Genomic DNA, 18,836 nt, shown 5'->3' with positions numbered 1-18,836 from the left:
GGAGTCCGGTTTCCCGCCGATCAGTTCGGTGCCGACTCCGGTCGACATCGCCGAGTTGGCGCTGGTCGAGGCAGAACTCGACAAGCGGTGGCCGGAAACCAAGATGGAGCCGTCACTCACGCGCATCGAGGCCCTCATGGATGTGCTCGGCTCGCCGCAGCACAACTATCCGTCCGTGCACGTCACCGGAACCAACGGCAAGACCTCGGTGACCCGGATGATCGACTCGCTCATGACCGCGCTGCATCGCCGCACTGGCCGGACCACCAGTCCGCACCTGCAGATCGCGACCGAGCGGATCAGCATCGACGGGGCGCCGATCTCGCCGCGTCTGTACGTGGACACGTTCCGCGAGATCGAACCGTACGTGCAGATGATCGATCAGCAGTCCGAAGCCGCCGGGGGACCGGCCATGAGCAAGTTCGAGGTGCTTACCGCGATGGCGTACGCCGCGTTTGCGGAAGCGCCCGTCGATGTGGCTGTTGTCGAGGTCGGATTGGGTGGACGATGGGATGCCACCAACGTCATCGACGGCCAGGTTGCGGTCATCACCCCGATCAGCCTCGATCACGCCGAGTACCTGGGTAACGACCTCGCGGGAATCGCGGAGGAAAAGGCCGGGATCATCAAGAAGGGCCGCGAGAGCCTGGTGCCGGTCGACACTGTCGCGATCATCGCCGAGCAGACCCCCGAAGTCATGGAGGTGCTGCTGCGCCGCGCCGTCGAGGTCGACGCTGCGGTGGCCCGCGAAGGATCCGAGTTCAAGGTGCTTGGCCGCCAGATCGCCGTCGGCGGACAACAGCTCGAACTTCAAGGACTCAGCGGCGTCTACACCGAGATCTTCCTGCCGCTCCACGGTGAGCACCAAGCGCGAAATGCGGCACTAGCCCTGGCAGCCGTCGAAGCCTTCTTCGGGGCGGGGCCCGATCGGCAACTCGATCAGGACGCCATTCGCGCCGGTTTTTCCTCCGTCGTCAATCCTGGTCGCCTCGAACGAGTTCGGAGTGCGCCGACGGTTTTCCTCGACGCGGCACACAATCCGGACGGAGCGCGCGCACTCGCGGCGGCGCTGGCGGCCGAGTTCGACTTCCGCAAGCTCGTCGGAGTTGTCAGCGTCATGAAGGACAAGGACGTCGACGCGATCATGACCGCGTTCGAGTCCGTCTTCGACGAGATCGTGGTGACGCATAACGGTTCACCGCGCGCGATGGACGTCGAGGAACTCGCGAACATCGCCGTCGCCAAGTTCGGCGACGAGCGGGTGGTCGTCGCTCCGCAGTTGGTGGACGCCTTGGAGACCGCCATCGAAATTGCGGAACAAGTAGCCGAACCAGGCGAAGCAGTATCCGGGGCAGGTGTTGTGGTCACCGGATCCGTCGTGACAGCCGGCGCGGCCCGCACATTGTTCGGAAAGGATCCAGCGTGAGTACCCCGTCAGAATCGAACCCGGAGCCCGGTCGATCTCAGTTCGGCGCGCCGACCAAGGATCCGTGGAAGGGTTTCCGCGGAATTGCGTCGGGAACCTTGATTCTCGAGGTGATCGTTGTCCTGCTGACGATCCCCGTCGTGCAGGTTGTCGGCGACGGACTGAACTGGTTCTCCGGTACGTACATTCTGGGCTTGGCAGTGTTGATGATCCTGGGCTGCGGTATCCAGGGACGTCCGTGGGCGATGAAGTACAACATTGCTCTGCAGGTCCTACTGATCCTCGGGTTCTTCGTTCACTACTCCATCGGCATCATGGGAATCGTCTTTGCCTTGGTGTGGGCGTACCTGGTCTACCTGCGTAAGGACATCGCGCGACGGATGGATGAGGGCCTGCTTCCGGGTCAGCGCGACTGACCATTTAGGCTGGCCGACGTGACTGAGCGCACCCTCGTACTGATCAAGCCCGACGCCGTTGCCCGTGGATACGTGGGAGAAATCCTGAGTCGTATCGAGCGCAAAGGCCTGACCATCGCAGCACTCGACCTTCGCACCGCTTCCGAAGACGTGGCTGGTAGCCACTATGCGGAGCACGCCGAGCGTCCGTTCTACCCGAGCTTGTTGGAGTTCATCACGTCCGGTCCGTTGGTTGCCGTAGTGCTCGAAGGCCCTCGCGCCATCGCCGCATTCCGTCAGCTCGCCGGCGGTACCGACCCCGTCGAGAAGGCGCTACCGGGCACGATTCGTGGCGACTTCGGTCTCGAATCGCAGCAGAACCTGGTGCACGGAAGCGATTCCGTCGAATCTGCCGAGCGCGAGATTGCGCTGTGGTTCCCGGCTCTGTCGTCCATCTGACTCTTCGACGCGTTTCCCCGAGCAGTACTTGTCCCACATTGGTGCGCCCTTGCAAGTAACGGGCGCATCGGTGTGGGATACTGCTATTGGTTGAAGCGCAATTTTTGTTCTACGTGTGTTCAACCGGATGACACCCAAGTTTCGATGTGACACCAGGTTCGACGTGACATTGCGCTCGATGCCCTTTCATCGCTGCTATCGGTCAACAGGAAATCCCTGGACCTTTGCACGCTGGATGATCAGGCGCTCGGGCCACGAACCTCACGGACAACAGCCATCCAGCCAGGCACTTCATGTGTACGCAGTGAATAACGGGCACTACGGACCATGCGGAGCGAGACCTTACAATCTCGCACTCACTTCTGAGTGCGAGTACACACAGCGCGCCCCTGCGTGGCCGCGTGACAACTCGATTGCAGAGTTGGACGCGCCCGGGGGCTGAGGAGACTTACGTGGCCGATCAAGCCCCAACAGATTCAGAATCGAACGAAACTCCGGTCTTTCCGGACAAGATGCGCGTACATGCGCTGGCTAAGTTGCTGGGAATCACCAGCAAGCAGGTCCTCGCGGAGGCTGCTGCGCTCGGAACCGAGATTCGCAGCGCTCAGTCGAGCGTGCACCGTGATGTCGCCGAGCGCATCCATGCGTCTCTGCATGCTGTTGCCGATGCCATCGAGCCGGTAGCTGCAGAACTCGACGCTCTGATCGACCCCGTTGTCGAGAAGCCTGTCGAGAAGCCTGTCGAGACGCCTGTCGAGACGCCTGAGGCTCCGTCCGTTGCGGAAAAGCCGGCCCGTGCGCGTCGTTCACGCAAGAAGGTTGTCGCAGAAGAGCCGGCAGTGGTTGAGTCCGCAGTCGCTGAGCCCGCTGTGGTTGACCCCGCGGTTGCCGAGATCGCCGCAGATCTTGATGCGGCCGCAGCGTTGCAGGTTAGCGAGCCCGAGCAGTCGGATCTCTTCACGTCCTTCGAAGCAGCGCAGACTCACGCACCCGAAGCGGAGCAGGCACCGGCTCAGGTCCCGCTCTTCCTGCAGCCTGACATGGAAGCGGTCGAGGTTGCGCCGCGTCGTCGCCGGGCTCGTCGTGAACCGGCAGCACCGGTGGTCGAGGAGAAGTCGAGCGCACCGGTCGAGACCGAGAGCGCACCGGCCGAAACAGCTGTCGTCGAGGCAGCGGCAGTCGAAGCAGCTGGAGTCGAAACCGGGCAGGCGCCGGAGACCGTCACCGCACCGCAGGCTGAGGGCGAGAACGCCGAGGCTGAATCCGACGAGGAAGACGACGACCAGCCGCGTCGTCGTCGCCGTGGACGCCGTGGCCGTGGCCGTGGGCGCGGTGAGCAGGCAGGCGAACAGAATGAGGACGAGTCCGAATCGGACGAATCGACCTCCGAGTCGGCTCCTGATACCGCCAAGAGCACGTCGACGGACGTCGCGGTCAAGTCCGAAGAAGCCGAGAGCGACGCCGAGTCCGAGAGCAGCGAAGATTCCGATCTCGACGCGGATGGCAACAACCGTCGTCGCCGTCGTCGCCGTCGTCGTAAGACCGGCTCCGACAGCGGAGCCGATGCCACAACGACGTCCGAGGACGACCCGCCCAACACGGTCGTTCACGAGCGCGAACCGCGCAGCAAGACGCGTGTCGTGCGCGACGAGGTTCAGGGAATCAGTGGCTCCACGCGACTCGAAGCCAAGCGTCAGCGTCGCCGCGACGGGCGTGATGCGGGGCGTCGTCGTCCGCCGATCCTGACCGAGTCCGAGTTCCTGGCCCGCCGCGAGGCCGTTGATCGCGTGATGGTTGTACGCGATCGCGCCGACAGCGGTCAGCCGCACGCGACGACGCAGGTAGCAGTCCTCGAAGACGGCGTCCTCGTCGAGCACTTCGTCACCAACTCGGCCGCCGCGTCGATGGTGGGCAACGTGTACCTGGGCCGCGTCCAGAACGTGCTGCCCAGCATGGAAGCCGCGTTCATCGACATCGGACGTGGACGCAACGGTGTGCTGTATGCCGGTGAGGTCAACTGGGAAGCTGCCGGTCTCGGCGGCAATTCCCGCAAGATCGAGCAGGCTCTCAAGCCGGGCGATCAGGTTCTGGTGCAGGTCAGCAAGGATCCGGTCGGACACAAGGGTGCCCGTCTGACCACGCAGATCTCTCTGGCCGGACGTTTCCTCGTCTACGTGCCCGGTGGTTCGTCCACCGGTATCAGCCGCAAGCTGCCAGACACCGAGCGCAAGCGTCTCAAGGAAATCCTGCGCGACATCGTTCCGGCCGATGCCGGCGTGATCATCCGCACGGCGTCCGAAGGTGTCAGCGAAGAGGAGTTGGCGCGCGACGTCACTCGTCTGCAGGCTCAGTGGGCGGGAATCGAAGAGCAGGCCGCCGCGGCGGACTCCGGAAAGTCGGGCAGCCCGCAGGCGCTGTACGAAGAGCCGGACATGCTGGTCAAGGTTATTCGTGACCTGTTCAACGAGGATTTCTCCAAGCTGGTCATCGAGGGCGACAAGGCTCACGGCACGGTGGAGAACTACATCAACTCCGTCGCTCCGGATCTCCTGCCGCGCCTCGAGAAGTACACGCCGAACAACGGCATCGACATTTTCCAGGCCCGTCGCATCGACGAGCAGTTGGCCAAGGCTCTCGATCGCAAGGTGTGGTTGCCGTCCGGCGGCACGCTGGTGATCGACCGCACCGAGGCCATGACTGTCGTCGACGTCAATACCGGCAAGTTCACCGGCGCCGGCGGCAACCTCGAAGAGACCGTGACGCGCAACAACCTCGAAGCTGCCGAGGAGATCGTTCGTCAGATGCGCTTGCGCGACATCGGCGGAATGATCGTCGTCGACTTCATCGACATGGTTCTCGAATCGAATCGCGATCTAGTCCTGCGTCGACTGACCGAATGCCTGGGCCGTGATCGCACGCGTCACCAGGTATCCGAGGTCACGTCGCTCGGTTTGGTCCAGATGACCCGTAAGAAGCTGGGCACCGGGCTGGTCGAGGCCTTCTCGACAACCTGTGAGCACTGCCACGGTCGCGGCATCATCGTCCATTCCGAACCGGTCGAGATGAAGACCGCTGACGACGGCGGTGCACGGTCATCGCAGCAGCGCAGCGAATCCGGAAGCTCACGCAAGAACAAGCGTGGCCGCTCGGACAAGCCGGCCGCCGCAGAGTCCAACGGACACGAAGCGCCGACGCCGGAGGTTCCGGCAGTCGACGCGACAGTTAAGCGGGCACATCCCGTGGCATTGGCGATGGCTGCACATCACGACGAGCACAGTCACGACGAGCACAGTCACGACGAGCAGAGCGCTGTGCCGGCGGAGGTAGATGCATCCAAAAGTGCCGAGCCGACGCCGGTGGCCGCGGATTCGTCCGCTGCCGATTCTGGCCGGGCTACTGATGTTGCTGTGGATGGTGTTGCGGCGCAGGCAGATAGCGCTGGTGATGCCGCAGCAGTTGAGACCGCTCCGCGGAGTCGTCGTCGCAGTCGCAGGGCGTCTCGGGCTGCGGCAGCGCCCAGTGTCGAGGCACCCGAGGTCGGCACGGTCTTTGTCCTGCCGACGCCCGAACCTGTGGCGGAAGCCGTAGCGGAGCCTGTTGCTGCCAGCGCAGCGGCGCCGGTCGAAGACGACGTCGTTGTGGTCAAGAGGCCGCGTCGACGCCGAGCAGCAGCCCGTCCGGCCGGTCCGCCGGTTGACGGCGAGTAAGAACTACCTCCTTTCGGAAATTGGCTTCGGTGCCCGACCCGCTGTGGCGGGCGCCGAAGCCATGACCCGAAGTTTCTGCTGGTAGACGCAGTAAATGCAGGATCGTTTCACCCCTCGGCGGGGCGGTTTGACCATGACGGTTGCTTTCCCGTAACCTTGCATAGTCGCCACCCGGCGGTAGAGATTCCGTGTGCCTAGAGTGCGGGAATGTCCCGATGCATCAGCATCGAGCCGAGGTGACATAAACCAGACCAGTCGCGATGCATTTGACGCCTCAGGCAGCAGCGCGAGCAAGTTCGAAGAAGCAAGGGGTAGCCCTCCGATGGCAACGTACGCGATCGTCAAGACCGGCGGAAAGCAGTACAAGGTCGCTGTTGGTGACCTCGTCAAGGTCGAGAAGATCGAGGGTGAGCCCGGCACTGCTGTCTCGCTTGCTCCCGTTCTCGTGGTTGACGGATCTGACCTGACCACCGACACGGCCAAGCTGGCCAAGGTCGCAGTCACCAGTGAGATCGTCGAGCACACCAAGGGCCCGAAGATCCGCATCCACAAGTTCAAGAACAAGACCGGTTACCACAAGCGTCAGGGCCACAGGCAGCCGCTTACGGTGCTCAAGGTCACGGGCATCAAGTAACTAAGTTCTTTCTAGCTAATTTCACCCGAGGAGGGTCAATAGCATGGCACATAAGAAGGGTGCATCCAGCTCCCGTAACGGTCGCGATTCAAACGCCCAGCGCCTCGGCGTGAAGCGCTTCGGCGGCCAGTCCGTCAGCGCAGGCGAAATCCTGGTTCGCCAGCGCGGCACGCACTTCCACCCCGGCGTCAACGTCGGCCGTGGCGGCGACGACACCCTGTTCGCTCTCGCTGCCGGTGCAGTCGAGTTCGGCCAGAAGCGTGGACGCAAGACCGTGAACATCGTTCCGGCCGTCGTTGCGGCTGAGGTCTAGTCTCTCTCGCTAGTTGTGTGTCACAGGTGCTGCTGTTTTCAGTGAGGCCGTGACGCGTTCCAAGCTCCCAATAGGGGCGGACCAGGGTTGAAATAACCCGGTCCGCCCCTATTGTTTGTTTAAGCAGTACCTAATACCCCCCGAGCAACCCTGCTCACCAGAAGTTCAGCTCATCGCGTGAGACCCGCAATTGACTGAGGAAGGATCCGGCAGTCATGTCCCGATTCATTGACCGTGTTGTGCTGCACGTCAGCGCTGGAAAAGGCGGCAATGGTTGCGCCTCCGTACACCGCGAGAAGTTCAAACCGCTCGGCGGCCCGGACGGTGCGAACGGCGGACGCGGCGGCGACGTCGTTCTCGTCGTCGACGAGAACATCCACACTCTCCTCGACTTCCACTTCCATCCCAATGCGAAGGCCACCAACGGCAAGCAGGGTGCCGGCAGCAACCGTGAAGGTGCCAACGGCGAAGATCTCATCCTGAAGGTTCCGGACGGCACCGTCGTGCTCGACACAGACGGCAATGTCCTGGCTGACCTCGTCGGCGTTGGTAGCCGCTACGACGCCGCTCAAGGTGGACGTGGTGGACTCGGCAACGCGGCATTGGCCTCGAAGGCCCGCAAGGCCCCCGGCTTCGCGTTGCTCGGTGAAGACGGCGTCGAGCGTGATCTGGTTCTCGAGCTCAAGTCGGTTGCCGACGTGGGTCTGCTCGGATTCCCCTCCGCCGGTAAGTCTTCACTGGTTTCCGTCCTCTCGGCAGCCAAGCCGAAGATCGCGGACTACCCGTTCACGACGCTGGTTCCCAATCTCGGTGTCGTCTCCAGTGGTGAGACCACGTTCACCGTCGCCGACGTTCCCGGACTGATCCCCGGTGCCAGCGAAGGCCGCGGTCTGGGTCTGGACTTCCTGCGCCACATCGAGCGCTGCGCCGTACTCGCGCACGTGATCGACTGCGCAACTCTGGATCCGGGACGCGATCCGATGTCCGACATCGACGCCCTCGAAGCGGAACTGGCCGCGTACACGCCCGCGCTGTCCGGCGACTCGGGACTCGGTGACCTCGACAAGCGCCCGCGCGTTGTCATCCTCAACAAGGCGGACGTGCCTGAGGCTGCGGAGTTGGCCGAGATGGTCACACCGGAGATCGAAGCCCGCGGATGGCCGGTATTCACGATTTCGGCCGTGAGCCGTGAAGGTTTGCGCCCGTTGACATTCGCGTTGGCGAAGATGGTGCGCGACTACCAGGAGGCTAACCCCAAGCCGGAGCCGAAGCGTCAGGTCATCAGGCCGATCAAGGTCAAGGATTCCAGCTTCACCATCGAGAAGGATCCCGATATTCCCGGTGGATTTGTCGTCCGCGGTACGCGTCCGGAGCGGTGGATCCGTCAGACGGCCTTCGACAACGACGAGGCCGTTGGCTACCTTGCCGACCGTCTCGCACGGTTGGGCGTCGAAGATGCACTGGTCAAGAAGGGCGCACAGCCCGGGGCATCGGTCACGATCGGTGACGTCAGCTTCGAGTGGGAGCCGATGACTCCGGCCGGCATCGACTTGACCCGTACGGGTCGCGGTACCGATCCGCGACTCGATCAGGTCGAGCGCATTGGCGCCGACGAGCGTAAGCACGCTCGACGCGTTCGCCGCGGTTTGCTCGACGAAGACAGCTAACACACGCGAAACCAGAAGCGAGGGAACGGGACTGTGCTCGGTTCCACCAGGGAGTCGATTGCGTCGGCTCACAGTATTGTCGTGAAGATCGGGTCGTCCGCACTGACCAGTTTGGTTGCGGGCCTCGATACCCATCGGCTGGATCTGCTGGCCGACGCCATCGAAGCTCGCATGCGTGCGGGTTCGGACGTCGTTGTGGTGTCCTCCGGTGCCGTGGGTGCCGGATTGGCTCCACTGGGGCTCACCAAACGACCTCGCGACCTCGCAACAAAGCAGGCGGCAGCCAGCGTCGGACAATTGGCGCTGGCTCATGCCTGGGGTACGTCCTTTGCGCGCTACGGGCGAACCGTGGGGCAGGTTCTGCTCACCGCTGACGACATCGCTCGGCGGACACAACACCGCAACGCTCAGCGCACCCTCGATCGACTTCGGGCATTGCACGCGGTGGCGATCGTCAACGAAAACGACACTGTCGCAACAACAGAACTCCGTTTCGGTGACAACGATCGACTGGCCGCATTGGTGGCTCACCTCGTCGGAGCAGACGCGCTGATTCTCCTGTCGGATGTCGACGGTCTGTACGACGGTGATCCCCGGAAGGGTAGTGCCACACTGATTCCCGAGGTCAACAGCCCCGAGGATCTTGACGGCGTCGTGGCCGGTTCGGGTGGCGCGCTGGGTACGGGCGGCATGGCGTCCAAGCTCTCAGCTGCCCGTTTGGCCGCCGATTCCGGTGTGCCCGTTCTGCTTGCGGCTGCGTCCGACGCGGCTGCGGCCTTGAGCGGCGCCGATGTGGGAACCGCGTTTGCCGCGCGGCCCACCAGGCTCTCGGCCCGCAGGTTCTGGGTGCGTCATGCCGCAGATACGCAGGGCGACGTGCATCTCGATGAAGGCGCAGTTCGGGCGGTCGTCACAAAGCGTCGTAGCTTGTTGTCTGCCGGAATCGTCGGTGTCTCAGGTGATTTCCATGCCGGCGACGTGGTGTCGTTGATGGGGCCGGGGGAGAAGCCCGTTGCCCGTGGTGTTGTCGCGTTCGATGCGTCGGAGATCGAGGAAATCCTCGGACGCTCCACCGCGGATCTGCCGGCGGATATGCAGCGTCCGGTTGTTCACGCCGATGACTTGGTAGCGCTGTAGCTTTCGCTCGCCGCGAGAGCGGAAAGTGCTTCGGTGCAACCGATGTCGAGTTTGAGGGCGGCGAATTCGTCTCCGCGGGTGAGTCCTCGATTGACTATCGCAACGGGCTTTCCCGCTTTCGCGGCGTAGCGGACGAACCGTAGTCCCGACATGACGGTCAACGACGAACCGGCAACCAGTACGGCGTCGGCTTCGTCGACCAGGTTGTACGCGCGGGCAACTCGTTCCTTGGGGACGGACTCACCGAAGTACACGATGTCGGGCTTGAGAATTCCGCCGCACGCGCCGCAGTCGACAACCCGGAAATGGGCGGTCGACTCGATGACCGCATCTGCGTCCGGTGCTATCTCGACTCCCTTTGCCGCAGCAACAGTTTCGGCGAATCCTGGGTTGGCTTCCTCGAGTTGTTCGGCCAGTGTTGTCCGCGAGATCAAACGCTGACAGTTCAAGCAGCGAACCTGTGCGTACGTGCCGTGTAGGTCGATGACATTGCGGGCTCCGGCCTTGGTGTGCAGGAGGTCGACATTCTGGGTGATGACTCCGACGGCTCGGCCACCGCGCTCCAGCGTCGCCACCGCCCGGTGGCCCTGGTTTGGCCGGGAGCTGTCCATGTACCGCCAGCCGATGTGGTTGCGCGCCCAGTAGTGGCGCCGGAACGCGGAATCGCCGATGAACTGCTGGAAAGTCATCGGATTGCGCGGCGGGGAATCGGGCCCGCGGTAGTCAGGGATTCCGGAGTCGGTGGAGATGCCCGCGCCGGTCAAAATTGCGAGTCGGCGCCCGGACAGGAGCTCGGTAAGGGCGTCGAGGCGACTGTCACTGGTTGGCACCATTCCAGGATAGGCCGTCGGCGTCAGTAGGCGCGCGCTTCCACTTTCAATATATAGCCGACTGGGGGGCTTGCGGCAAGGCCGGGGCAGTGCCGCAGAATGGCTCTTCCGATCCCAGGTGACTGAGGGATCGGAAGAGCCATGGAAGTGGAGGGGCACGTGCCAACCCAGGGGTACGAAGACGAATTGAGCGCCGAGCAGGCTTACGTGGAGGGGCTTTACGCGCGGCTCGATGCCGAGCGTGCGCGAGTGAAGGGGAGGTACACCACAGCATTGCGGGGAGACGGCGGAAACCTCTTGCAACGCGACGACGAGGTGCGCGCCCTTGCCACCGAGGCAAAGCGGCTCGATGTGGCAGACAACGGGCTGTGTTTCGGACGGCTGGACAGTCTCGATGGTGAGCACAGTTACATCGGTCGCATCGGCCTTCTGGACGCGGACAACGAGTACGAACCGGTGCTGCTCGATTGGCGGGCGCCGGCGTCACGGCCGTTCTACGTCGCCACCGCTGCTCACCCGGAAAACATGCGTCGACGCCGCCAGTTCCACACGCGCGGGCGTCGTGTGGTCGATTTCACCGACGAGGTGCTCGGCCGGCCGGGTGGTACCGAGCGGGGCGACGCGGCGTTGCTCGCGGCGGTCAATGCACCGCGTGGCGACGGAATGCGCGACATCGTGGCAACGATCCAGGCGGAGCAGGACGACATCGTCCGACTCGATCACCCCGGGGTACTGGTGATCGAGGGTGGACCAGGAACCGGGAAGACTGTGGTGGCGCTGCACCGCGTCGCGTATCTCCTGTACACCCAGCGGGCGCGGATGGAACGCCACGGCGTACTGGTGGTCGGGCCCAACCCGGCATTCCTCACCCACATCGGCCGGGTACTACCGTCGCTGGGCGAATCCGACGTGGTGTTCATGACGACGGGTGATCTGGTGCCCGGTCGCAGTGTCACGGCTGAGGACCTTCCGGAGGCTGCCCGAATCAAGGGTTCCCTGAAGTTCCTGGACGTGCTCGCGGCTGCTGTTGCCGACTGGCAACAACTGCCCACGGAACCGGTGGTGATCGAACTCGCGGACGCTACGGTGCGGATCGACGCCGAGACTGCGCAGTGGGCCAGAGAAGAGGCACGCGCCAGTGGTCACGCGCACAACGACGCCCGGGCGGTGTTCACCGAGGTACTCACGTGGGCGCTCACCGAGCGCGCGATATCCCGGATCGGCCGGGGCTGGCTGAGCCGGTCGGATCGCGACGCGTGGGAACAACTGCGGGAGGACCTGATCGAGGAGCTCACGGAACATGCCGGGTTCATCGCCGCGCTTGACGATCTGTGGCCGATCCTGACGCCGGAAACGCTTCTTGCAGAGCTGTATACGTCTACCGCGCGACTGCAGGCGGCGGGCGGTGACGACGTGCTGCTGCGCGCGCAGGGTGACGCGTGGACGGTTTCGGATGTGCCGTTGCTCGACGAATTGGTCGACCTGTTGGGCCGAGACAAACCCGTCGATCAGGCCGCCGAACACGAACGCAAGGAGGAAGCCGCCTATGCCGCCGGCGTGCTGGACATGATGATCAGCCGCGAGGACCTCATGGACGACGAGGACCATCTGCTGGCTCAGGACATGCTGTACGCCGAGGATCTGGCCGATCGCTTTGTCGAGCTCGATACCCGCGACCTCGCCGAACGTGCTGCCGCTGACCGGGATTGGACGTACCGGCACGTCGTGGTGGACGAGGCCCAGGAGCTATCCGAAATGGACTGGCGGGTGTTGATGCGTCGCTGCCCCGATCGATCCTTCACCGTGGTGGGCGATCTTGCTCAACGACGGTCGGCCGCCGGCGCGACCACGTGGAGCGCGATGATGGAACCGTACGTGCCTGGCCGTTGGGTCTACCGATCACTGTCGGTGAACTACCGCACTCCCGCCGAGATCATGAGCGTCGCTGCGGCCCTGCTCGCGGAGTTTGCGCCGTCGGTCTTGCCGCCGGAGTCGGTCAGGTCGTGTGGCGTAGCCCCGTGGTCGAAGCGAGTCGACCCCGTTGAACTCGGCTCCGCCATAGCGGAATTCGTACGCGATGAAGCCGGTCGCGAGGGCACAAGCATTGTCATCGGTCCACACGGTGTGCCGGGCACGGTGCCGGCGTCGGAGACGAAGGGCTTGGAGTTCGACGCCGTTCTGGTGGTGGAACCGGAACGGATCCTGGCCGAGGGTTCCCGAGGTGCAGCCGAACTGTATGTAGCCCTCACCCGTGCCACCCAACGCCTCGGCGTCCTACATCATGGCCCGTTGCCGGTAGCCCTGGCCGGACTTGACGAAGCCTGAGGATCAGTAGCCCGCGATTGGATCGACCAGTGCTGCGAGGGTCTCTCCGTTCGCAAACCGCGTCACGTTCTTGGACACGTGATCGGCGAACGCGGCCGGCCGCACTCCGGGGGGATTGGAATCGTGGGGAGTGATGATGGCGTTGGTCAGATCCCACAGCGGGTGGCCGTCGGGTAGCGGTTCGGGATCGGTGACGTCGAGTCCGGCGCCGCCGATCCGTTCCGTCGCGATTGCGTCCACCAGCGCATCGGTGTCCACGAGGGAACCGCGGGCGACGTTGATCACCCAGGAGTGTGGCTTCATCGCGGCGAGTTGCGTCGCTCCGATGAGATGGCGGGTTTCGGGCGTTGCCGGGGCCGCGATGACGAAGTGATCTGCGCGAGAAAAGATTTCGTTCATACGCATTGCCGGGTAGGTCGACAGGGCGCCGGGCACGGGGCTGCCGCTGCGATTGACTGCGATGCTGTCCGCCCCCTGTGCGGCCAGCATCGGGATCAACGCACGGCCGATCCCACCGGCGCCGATAATGGCCACGGTGGAACCCCGCAGTGTGCCGACCTTCGAGAAGAACTCGAACTGACGCCACGTCTTTGCCTCGATGTGGGCCGGCAGATGTTTGACTCCGGCCAGCAGCAACATCAGGGCGTGCTCTGCCACCGACGACGAGAACGCGCCCGCAGCAGACGTCCACGTGATGTAGGTGTCCTTCGGAATCACCCCGGCCTCGAACCAGTCCTCGATCCCGGCCGAGGGGAGCTGCACCCACCGGATCGACGGTGGCAAATCCCTCGGAAACGAATCCGGTGATCCGGCCCAGATCAGGGCGTCGGCCGACTCGAGCGGACTGATCAAACCGCCACCCCGAAGCACAGCACTGTCGAGCAGTGCATCGGGGGACGGGCCGATCGCTACACGTGGTGAGGTGTCAGTCGTCATGGTTTGACGCTACGCGGGCACCTCGACGAGTGGGTAGATTCCGTTCTCGTCATGTACCTCACGCCCGGTGACCGGCGGATTGAACACACACAGCATCCGCATTTCCGTGTCAGGTTCGACGCGGTGACGCTCGTGCCCGTTGAGCAGGTACATCGATCCGGGAGCGAGGTCGTACTCGGTGTTGTTGTCGAGGTCGATCAGCTTTCCGGTGCCTTCGACGAGCCAGACGGCCTCGACGTGGTTAGCGTAGTGGAAGGTGTTGACCGATCCTGCCTTGATGGTGGTCTCGTGGAACGAGAATCCGACGCGGTCGCCACCCAGGACGATGCGCTTGCTGCGCCAGTTGCCGTCCTCGCTGGTGATGTCGCGATCGGTGTCGGTGATCTCGGTGGTGGTGCGCACGATCATGGGGGAGTTCCTTTCTCTAGCTGCATACCTTGACGGTCGCTTCGGCCAGAATGGACAGGCCGTGTTCGATCTCGTCGTCGGTAATCGTCAGCGCGGGAAGCAATTTCACTACCTGGTCGGACGGGCCGGAGGTTTCCGCCAGCAATCCCTCGTCGAATGCCAGTTGGCAGACCTTGCCGGCCCGCTCGGGCTGCTCGAAGACGAGGCCCTGAACCAGGCCCCGGCCGCGGGTCGAGACCTCACCGGGGAACTGATCGGCGAGATTGGCGAAGCACTCGCTGATACGCGCGCCCTTCTTCAGGGTGCTCTTGGTGAGTGCGTCGTCCGACCAGTAGTGATCGAGTGCAACCTTCGACGTCACGAATGCCGGGTTGTTGCCGCGGAACGTTCCGTTGTGCTCGCCCGGGCCCCACACGTCGAGTTCGCGTTTGAACAGGGTGAGTGCCATCGGCATGCCGTAGCCGCCGATCGACTTCGAGAGTGTGACGATATCCGGAACGATGCCGGCCTCTTCGAAGGAGAAGAACGGACCTGTACGGCCACAACCCATTTGGACATCGTCGACGATCAGGAGGATTTCGCGATCGGAGCACAGTGTTGCGAGCGCCCGAAGCCACTCGGGGCGAGCGACATTCACGCCGCCCTCGCCCTGGACCGTCTCGACGATGACTGCGGCGGGACGGTTGATTCCGCTACCCGAATCGTCGAGGACGCGGGAGAACCACTGGAAGTCCTCGGTGACGCCGTCGAAGTAGTTGTCGAACGGCATCGGTGTCGAGTGCACGAGTGGTATGCCCGCGCCGGCGCGCTTCATCGAGTTGCCGGTGACGGACAACGCACCAAGAGTCATGCCGTGGAAAGCGTTGGTGAAGTTGATGATTGCTTCGCGGCCGGTCACCTTACGAGCCAGTTTCAGCGCGGATTCGACGGCATTGGTTCCGGTCGGGCCGGGGAACTGGACTTTGTAGTCCAGGCCGCGGGGTTCCAAGATGTTGCGCTGGAAAGTCTCGAGGAAGTCGCGTTTGGCAACGGTGGACATATCGAGTCCGTGGGTAATTCCGTCGCTGAGAATGTAGTCCACGAGTGCGGATTTCATGACCGGGTTGTTGTGCCCGTAGTTGAGTGCGCCGGCGCCGGCGAAGAAATCCAGGTAGTCGCGGCCGTTCTCGTCACGAATCCAGGATCCGGATGCGCTGGTAAATACTGCGGGCCAATCACGGCAATAGCTGCGAACCTCGGATTCGAGGGTTTCGAAAATGCTTGCTTCGACGGTATTCATATCTTCTTTGTTCCTCCGGGGCAGGTTGTTTACCAACGCGGAAACGCGCTAGTTGCCGATTCGGTACAGATCTTCGGCTTCGTGTCCATCGGGAAAGTTGTTGGGCGAGAACAGGCTCTGCCTACTGATCGGCACATCGCGCCGTCGGGCAAGCGCAGTGAAGAGTGCGATCGAAGCCTCGTTGTCGGGGCTGATCGTCGTCTCCATAGTTGTAACGCCGAGTGGTGCAGTGCGATCCATCAATGCGCCGAGCATGCGGCCGGCAATCGCCTTGCCGCGCTGGTCTTCGTCGACAGCCACCTGCCACACGAACAGGGTTTCCTGCTCGCTGGGCCGGGTGTAGCCGGAAACAAATCCGACCACACGTCCGTCAACTTCCGCAACGATGGACGTTGCACTGAAATCCCTGCACCACAACAGGTATGCATAACTCGAATTGAGGTCGAGCACTCGTGAATCACGTGCGATCTGCCAGAGCCGGACTCCGTCATCGATCTGTGGGCTTCGTAACAACACCGCGTCCGGCGCGGTGGTCGGGATAGCTCTCGTATCAACTGGCTTCATCGGTCATCTGAACGTAACAAGCATCGACACAGAAGTCATGCAGATGTCCGTTTAGGGCCGTGTGGAAGCGGGTACGGCCCAGGTGAGGCCATGTATGTGACGGTCCTCACATTGTGTAACTTTTGGTGTTGTCCGAGCGACTATTTGGGGCTCGCGAGCGCCAGTGGGAGTACCGAATGTGCGCCCGCTTGACGCAATGCGCGGGCTGCCATCGTGAAAGTCCAACCGGTGTCGGCCGTTGCGTCGACCAGGAGCACTGGCCCGCTGTGGGCACTCATATCCGGGACATCCCAGGCGTCAACCAATCCGGCTACGCGATAGGCGGAGTTTGCCGCTGAGACGGGCGGGTGTTCTGGGCGTAGTGACAGCACACCCAGATCTGTGAGTCGACCCACCTGAGCCAGCTTTGCTGCGAGGCTGCTGACAAGCAGTGGGTGAGTGTGGGATTCGAGCGCCATCACACCGGTGGGTCGCTCGGCCCAATCCCAGGCCGCCAGCACGCTGATGCAGGCGCTGACCACGGCGTCCGGCGCCTCGGCATCGGGGCCGTCGAGCAACGCGCGCAGGCGCTGGCCCCAGCCCAGGTCCGACAGGCGTCCGAGGATGCGTCCGGATTCGGGCCCGTCCTTGATCTTTCCCGAAAGGTTGACTCCCAGTTTGCTCAGCCCGGTCGGCCACATCTTGCGAGGTTCGAGGTCGAAACCGGGCCGCTGCAGGCGCGCCCGAGTCTCGTCGAGCGCTGCGCTGTCGACGGAAGTGTCGTACCGCTGACCGGTGCAGTTGTCGCAGCGTCCACACTGCGAGTTGTCCGGCGTGAGTCCGGGATCGTCGAGTTGTTCACGGAGAAAAGTCATTCGACAGGTGGTGATGCTCTGGTACTCGACCATGGCGGCCTGCTCGCTCAGGCGAGCTTCGTCGAGACGGCCGTAGCGTTCGGCGTCGTAGACCCACGGTTCGCCGGTGCTGATCCAGCCGCCCTTGACACGTTTGACGGCTCCGTCGACGTCGAGCACTTTGAGCACCATCTCCAGGCGCGTGCGATTCAGTTCGACAAGGGGTTCCAATGCCGGTGTCGATGTTGCCTTTTCGGTGTCCAGGTGCTCGATCACACTGCGTACCAGGTGTTCGCGAGGGAAGGCAACCGACGCGAAGTAGCTCCAGATCTGCTTGTCTTCGGCGCCGGGAAGCAGGATGACGTCGGCGCGATCGGTCGATCGGCCGGCGCGGCCGACCTGCTGGTAGTACGAGATCGGCGACGACGGAGCGCCGAGATGGATCACGAAACCGAGATCCGGCTTGTCGAAACCCATTCCGAGTGCAGACGTTGCAACCAGAGCTTTGACGCGGTTGCCCAGCAAGTCCTGTTCCAGGGATTCGCGCTCGGTGGGGTCGGTCTGTCCGGTGTAGGCGGCGACAGTATGCCCACGCTCGGACAACAGACTTGCCAGATCTCGTGCAGCTGAGACGGTGAGGGTGTAGATGATGCCGGAACCCGGCAAGGTGTCGAGCATCTGCGCAAGCCAGGCTGCGCGCGCTGTTGCCTCGGGAATGTGCACGACGGACAGGTGCAGCGATTCTCGCTCGAGTCCGCCGCGCAGGATCAGTGTTTCCTCGCCGCCAACACCCAGTTGTGCCGAGACGTCGGCCACTACCCGGTCATTGGCCGTAGCCGTTGTCGCGAGGACGGGAATGCCGTCGCCGAGTTCGGCGATCAAGGTGCGGATGCGCCGGTAGTCCGGACGGAAGTCGTGACCCCAGTCGGACACGCAGTGCGCTTCGTCCACCACAACGAGGCCCGCATCAGCTGCCAATGACGGCAGCACCTGATCGCGGAAGTCGGGGTTGTTGAGACGCTCTGGGCTGACCAGTAGAACGTCGAGATCGTTGGCAGCCACCCGCGCGTGGATGTCGTCCCACTCGGTGACGTTGCCGGAGTTGATGGTGGCGGCTCGAACACCCGCTCGCTCGGCCGAGGCAACCTGGTTGCGCATCAGGGCCAACAGTGGCGAGACGATGACAGTCGGGCCGTGACCGGACGCACGTAGCAACTTCGCGGAGATGAAGTAGACCGCGGACTTACCCCAGCCCGTGCGCTGCACCACCAGCGCGCGCTTGCGCTGCACCACCAGAGCCTCGATAGCCGTCCACTGGTCCTCGCGCAGGCGGGCGTCTGGCCCGGCGAGTTCACGGAGCAGACGCTCGGCTTCATCGCGCAGTACGGGTGCAGTGGTGGCGGTCATGGCTTCCATGGTGCAGGACGGCACCGACAGGTGGGCGTTTCAGACCTTCTCGATCGGCTGCTGAAGTTCGGTTACCCAGCCGTCGGCGTCACCCGTGAACGCCAAGGTCACCTCGCGGCTCGGCCCGGTTGCGCGGTATCCGCCCTGCTTGATCCAGTGGTCAAGTGCCTGGTAGGCGGGTAGGCAGTTGTCCACCGACCCGGTGTGCAGAAGCGTCGCCATCTGGGGTTCGGCAGGCAGATCGGTCACGGTGAAGTCATATTCGTCACTGGGGTCCGTTTCTACTGGCAAAGCGGCGTGGACGACGGTCTTCGCCCCGTCATCGGCATCTTCGTAGTACGCGATCGCGGGGCCGGTCGGAACCAGACCGGCGCGTCCTAATCCGGCGCTGAGCTGGTCGTAGAGTCCTTGGACAACCGGGCCGATCGACGACGGGTCCATGGCTTCGGCGGTGCCGGTCAACTCCGCCACCCGGACGGTGGGCACGGACTTCACGGAAACTTCGTAGTCGGTCAT

At 63.5% G+C, this 18,836-nt stretch carries 16 protein-coding genes; 9 read left to right on the top strand and 7 right to left on the bottom strand.

All coding sequences use genetic code 11. From position 1 onward, the window contains the following. The first annotated feature begins 19 nt into the window (after window positions 1-19). The 8 genes from folC (at window position 20) to proB (ending at window position 9,738) form a co-directional block, all read left to right on the top strand. A complete protein-coding gene (folC, locus tag KYT97_RS26115; protein WP_033233167.1) occupies window positions 20-1,426 on the top strand; it encodes a bifunctional tetrahydrofolate synthase/dihydrofolate synthase in 1,407 nt (468 codons plus the stop codon). Next, the gene (locus KYT97_RS26110; protein ID WP_095885901.1) at window positions 1,423-1,842 is read left to right on the top strand and encodes a DUF4233 domain-containing protein; all 420 of its coding nucleotides are present in this window, start codon (window positions 1,423-1,425) and stop codon (window positions 1,840-1,842) included. Before folC ends, KYT97_RS26110 begins: the two co-directional genes overlap by 4 nt. Window positions 1,843-1,860: 18 nt before the next feature. Next, window positions 1,861-2,280 (top strand): nucleoside-diphosphate kinase, encoded by a 420-nt coding sequence (gene ndk / locus KYT97_RS26105; RefSeq protein ID WP_045066939.1) that lies wholly within the window; start codon window positions 1,861-1,863, stop codon window positions 2,278-2,280. 452 nt (window positions 2,281-2,732) lie between these two features. Beyond that, window positions 2,733-5,987: a translation initiation factor IF-2 N-terminal domain-containing protein gene (locus KYT97_RS26100; protein ID WP_219111029.1), complete on the top strand. Its 3,255-nt coding sequence runs from the start codon at window positions 2,733-2,735 to the stop codon at window positions 5,985-5,987. Window positions 5,988-6,309: 322 nt separating this feature from the next. After that, the gene (gene rplU / locus KYT97_RS26095) at window positions 6,310-6,621 is read left to right on the top strand and encodes a 50S ribosomal protein L21 (RefSeq protein WP_033232889.1); all 312 of its coding nucleotides are present in this window, start codon (window positions 6,310-6,312) and stop codon (window positions 6,619-6,621) included. Window positions 6,622-6,664: 43 nt separating this feature from the next. Continuing rightward, window positions 6,665-6,934: a 50S ribosomal protein L27 gene (gene rpmA / locus KYT97_RS26090; protein ID WP_003944532.1), complete on the top strand. Its 270-nt coding sequence runs from the start codon at window positions 6,665-6,667 to the stop codon at window positions 6,932-6,934. Window positions 6,935-7,149: 215 nt separating this feature from the next. Next, window positions 7,150-8,601: a GTPase ObgE gene (gene obgE, locus KYT97_RS26085; RefSeq protein ID WP_033232892.1), complete on the top strand. Its 1,452-nt coding sequence runs from the start codon at window positions 7,150-7,152 to the stop codon at window positions 8,599-8,601. A 33-nt stretch (window positions 8,602-8,634) separates the two neighbouring features. After that, window positions 8,635-9,738 carry a glutamate 5-kinase gene (proB, locus tag KYT97_RS26080; RefSeq protein ID WP_033232894.1) on the top strand — a complete coding sequence of 368 codons (1,104 nt, stop codon included), beginning with the start codon at window positions 8,635-8,637 and terminating at the stop codon, window positions 9,736-9,738. On the opposite strand, the gene KYT97_RS26075 is transcribed toward proB, so the two are convergent. Continuing rightward, the gene (locus tag KYT97_RS26075) at window positions 9,711-10,571 is read right to left on the bottom strand and encodes an NAD-dependent protein deacetylase (RefSeq protein WP_219111026.1); all 861 of its coding nucleotides are present in this window, start codon (window positions 10,569-10,571) and stop codon (window positions 9,711-9,713) included. The genes proB and KYT97_RS26075 overlap by 28 nt on opposite strands. Window positions 10,572-10,709: 138 nt before the next feature. Between KYT97_RS26075 and helR the strand changes: the two genes are divergently transcribed. Beyond that, window positions 10,710-12,893 (top strand): RNA polymerase recycling motor ATPase HelR, encoded by a 2,184-nt coding sequence (gene helR / locus KYT97_RS26070; RefSeq protein WP_219111023.1) that lies wholly within the window; start codon window positions 10,710-10,712, stop codon window positions 12,891-12,893. A gap of 3 nt (window positions 12,894-12,896) precedes the next feature. Here helR and KYT97_RS26065 read toward each other — a convergent pair whose 3' ends face one another. From KYT97_RS26065 to KYT97_RS26040, 6 genes are all read right to left on the bottom strand, one after another. After that, complete coding sequence (locus KYT97_RS26065; RefSeq protein WP_095885903.1) at window positions 12,897-13,829, bottom strand: D-isomer specific 2-hydroxyacid dehydrogenase family protein; 933 nt, start codon at window positions 13,827-13,829, stop codon at window positions 12,897-12,899. 9 nt (window positions 13,830-13,838) lie between these two features. After that, window positions 13,839-14,237, bottom strand: a complete 399-nt coding sequence (locus tag KYT97_RS26060) for an ectoine synthase (protein WP_033232898.1) — start codon at window positions 14,235-14,237, stop codon at window positions 13,839-13,841. 16 nt (window positions 14,238-14,253) lie between these two features. Then, on the bottom strand, window positions 14,254-15,516 hold the full coding sequence (gene ectB / locus KYT97_RS26055; protein WP_045066943.1) for a diaminobutyrate--2-oxoglutarate transaminase: 1,263 nt from the start codon (window positions 15,514-15,516) through the stop codon (window positions 14,254-14,256). A 48-nt stretch (window positions 15,517-15,564) separates the two neighbouring features. Continuing rightward, the gene (ectA, locus tag KYT97_RS26050; protein WP_033232901.1) at window positions 15,565-16,080 is read right to left on the bottom strand and encodes a diaminobutyrate acetyltransferase; all 516 of its coding nucleotides are present in this window, start codon (window positions 16,078-16,080) and stop codon (window positions 15,565-15,567) included. A 140-nt stretch (window positions 16,081-16,220) separates the two neighbouring features. Further along, the gene (locus KYT97_RS26045) at window positions 16,221-18,320 is read right to left on the bottom strand and encodes a RecQ family ATP-dependent DNA helicase (protein ID WP_095887773.1); all 2,100 of its coding nucleotides are present in this window, start codon (window positions 18,318-18,320) and stop codon (window positions 16,221-16,223) included. Between the two features lie 39 nt (window positions 18,321-18,359). Beyond that, on the bottom strand, window positions 18,360-18,836 hold the full coding sequence (locus KYT97_RS26040) for a GyrI-like domain-containing protein (protein WP_219111020.1): 477 nt from the start codon (window positions 18,834-18,836) through the stop codon (window positions 18,360-18,362).

Origin of the sequence: Rhodococcus globerulus (genome assembly GCF_019334125.1) — a bacterium.
Lineage (GTDB): Bacteria > Actinomycetota > Actinomycetes > Mycobacteriales > Mycobacteriaceae > Rhodococcus_F > Rhodococcus_F globerula.
This window is presented reverse-complemented; position numbering and strand designations above follow the sequence as displayed.

Coding starts and splice junctions, on each gene's coding strand:
- rplU (WP_033232889.1), top strand. CDS start 6,310: ATGGCAACGTACGCGATCGTCAAGACCGGCGGAAAGCAGTACAAGGTC.
- rpmA (WP_003944532.1), top strand. CDS start 6,665: ATGGCACATAAGAAGGGTGCATCCAGCTCCCGTAACGGTCGCGATTCA.
- obgE (WP_033232892.1), top strand. CDS start 7,150: ATGTCCCGATTCATTGACCGTGTTGTGCTGCACGTCAGCGCTGGAAAA.
- KYT97_RS26075 (WP_219111026.1), bottom strand. CDS start 10,571: ATGGTGCCAACCAGTGACAGTCGCCTCGACGCCCTTACCGAGCTCCTG.
- helR (WP_219111023.1), top strand. CDS start 10,710: ATGGAAGTGGAGGGGCACGTGCCAACCCAGGGGTACGAAGACGAATTG.
- KYT97_RS26065 (WP_095885903.1), bottom strand. CDS start 13,829: ATGACGACTGACACCTCACCACGTGTAGCGATCGGCCCGTCCCCCGAT.
- KYT97_RS26060 (WP_033232898.1), bottom strand. CDS start 14,237: ATGATCGTGCGCACCACCACCGAGATCACCGACACCGATCGCGACATC.
- ectB (WP_045066943.1), bottom strand. CDS start 15,516: ATGAATACCGTCGAAGCAAGCATTTTCGAAACCCTCGAATCCGAGGTT.
- ectA (WP_033232901.1), bottom strand. CDS start 16,080: ATGAAGCCAGTTGATACGAGAGCTATCCCGACCACCGCGCCGGACGCG.
- KYT97_RS26045 (WP_095887773.1), bottom strand. CDS start 18,320: ATGACCGCCACCACTGCACCCGTACTGCGCGATGAAGCCGAGCGTCTG.
- KYT97_RS26040 (WP_219111020.1), bottom strand. CDS start 18,836: ATGACCGACTACGAAGTTTCCGTGAAGTCCGTGCCCACCGTCCGGGTG.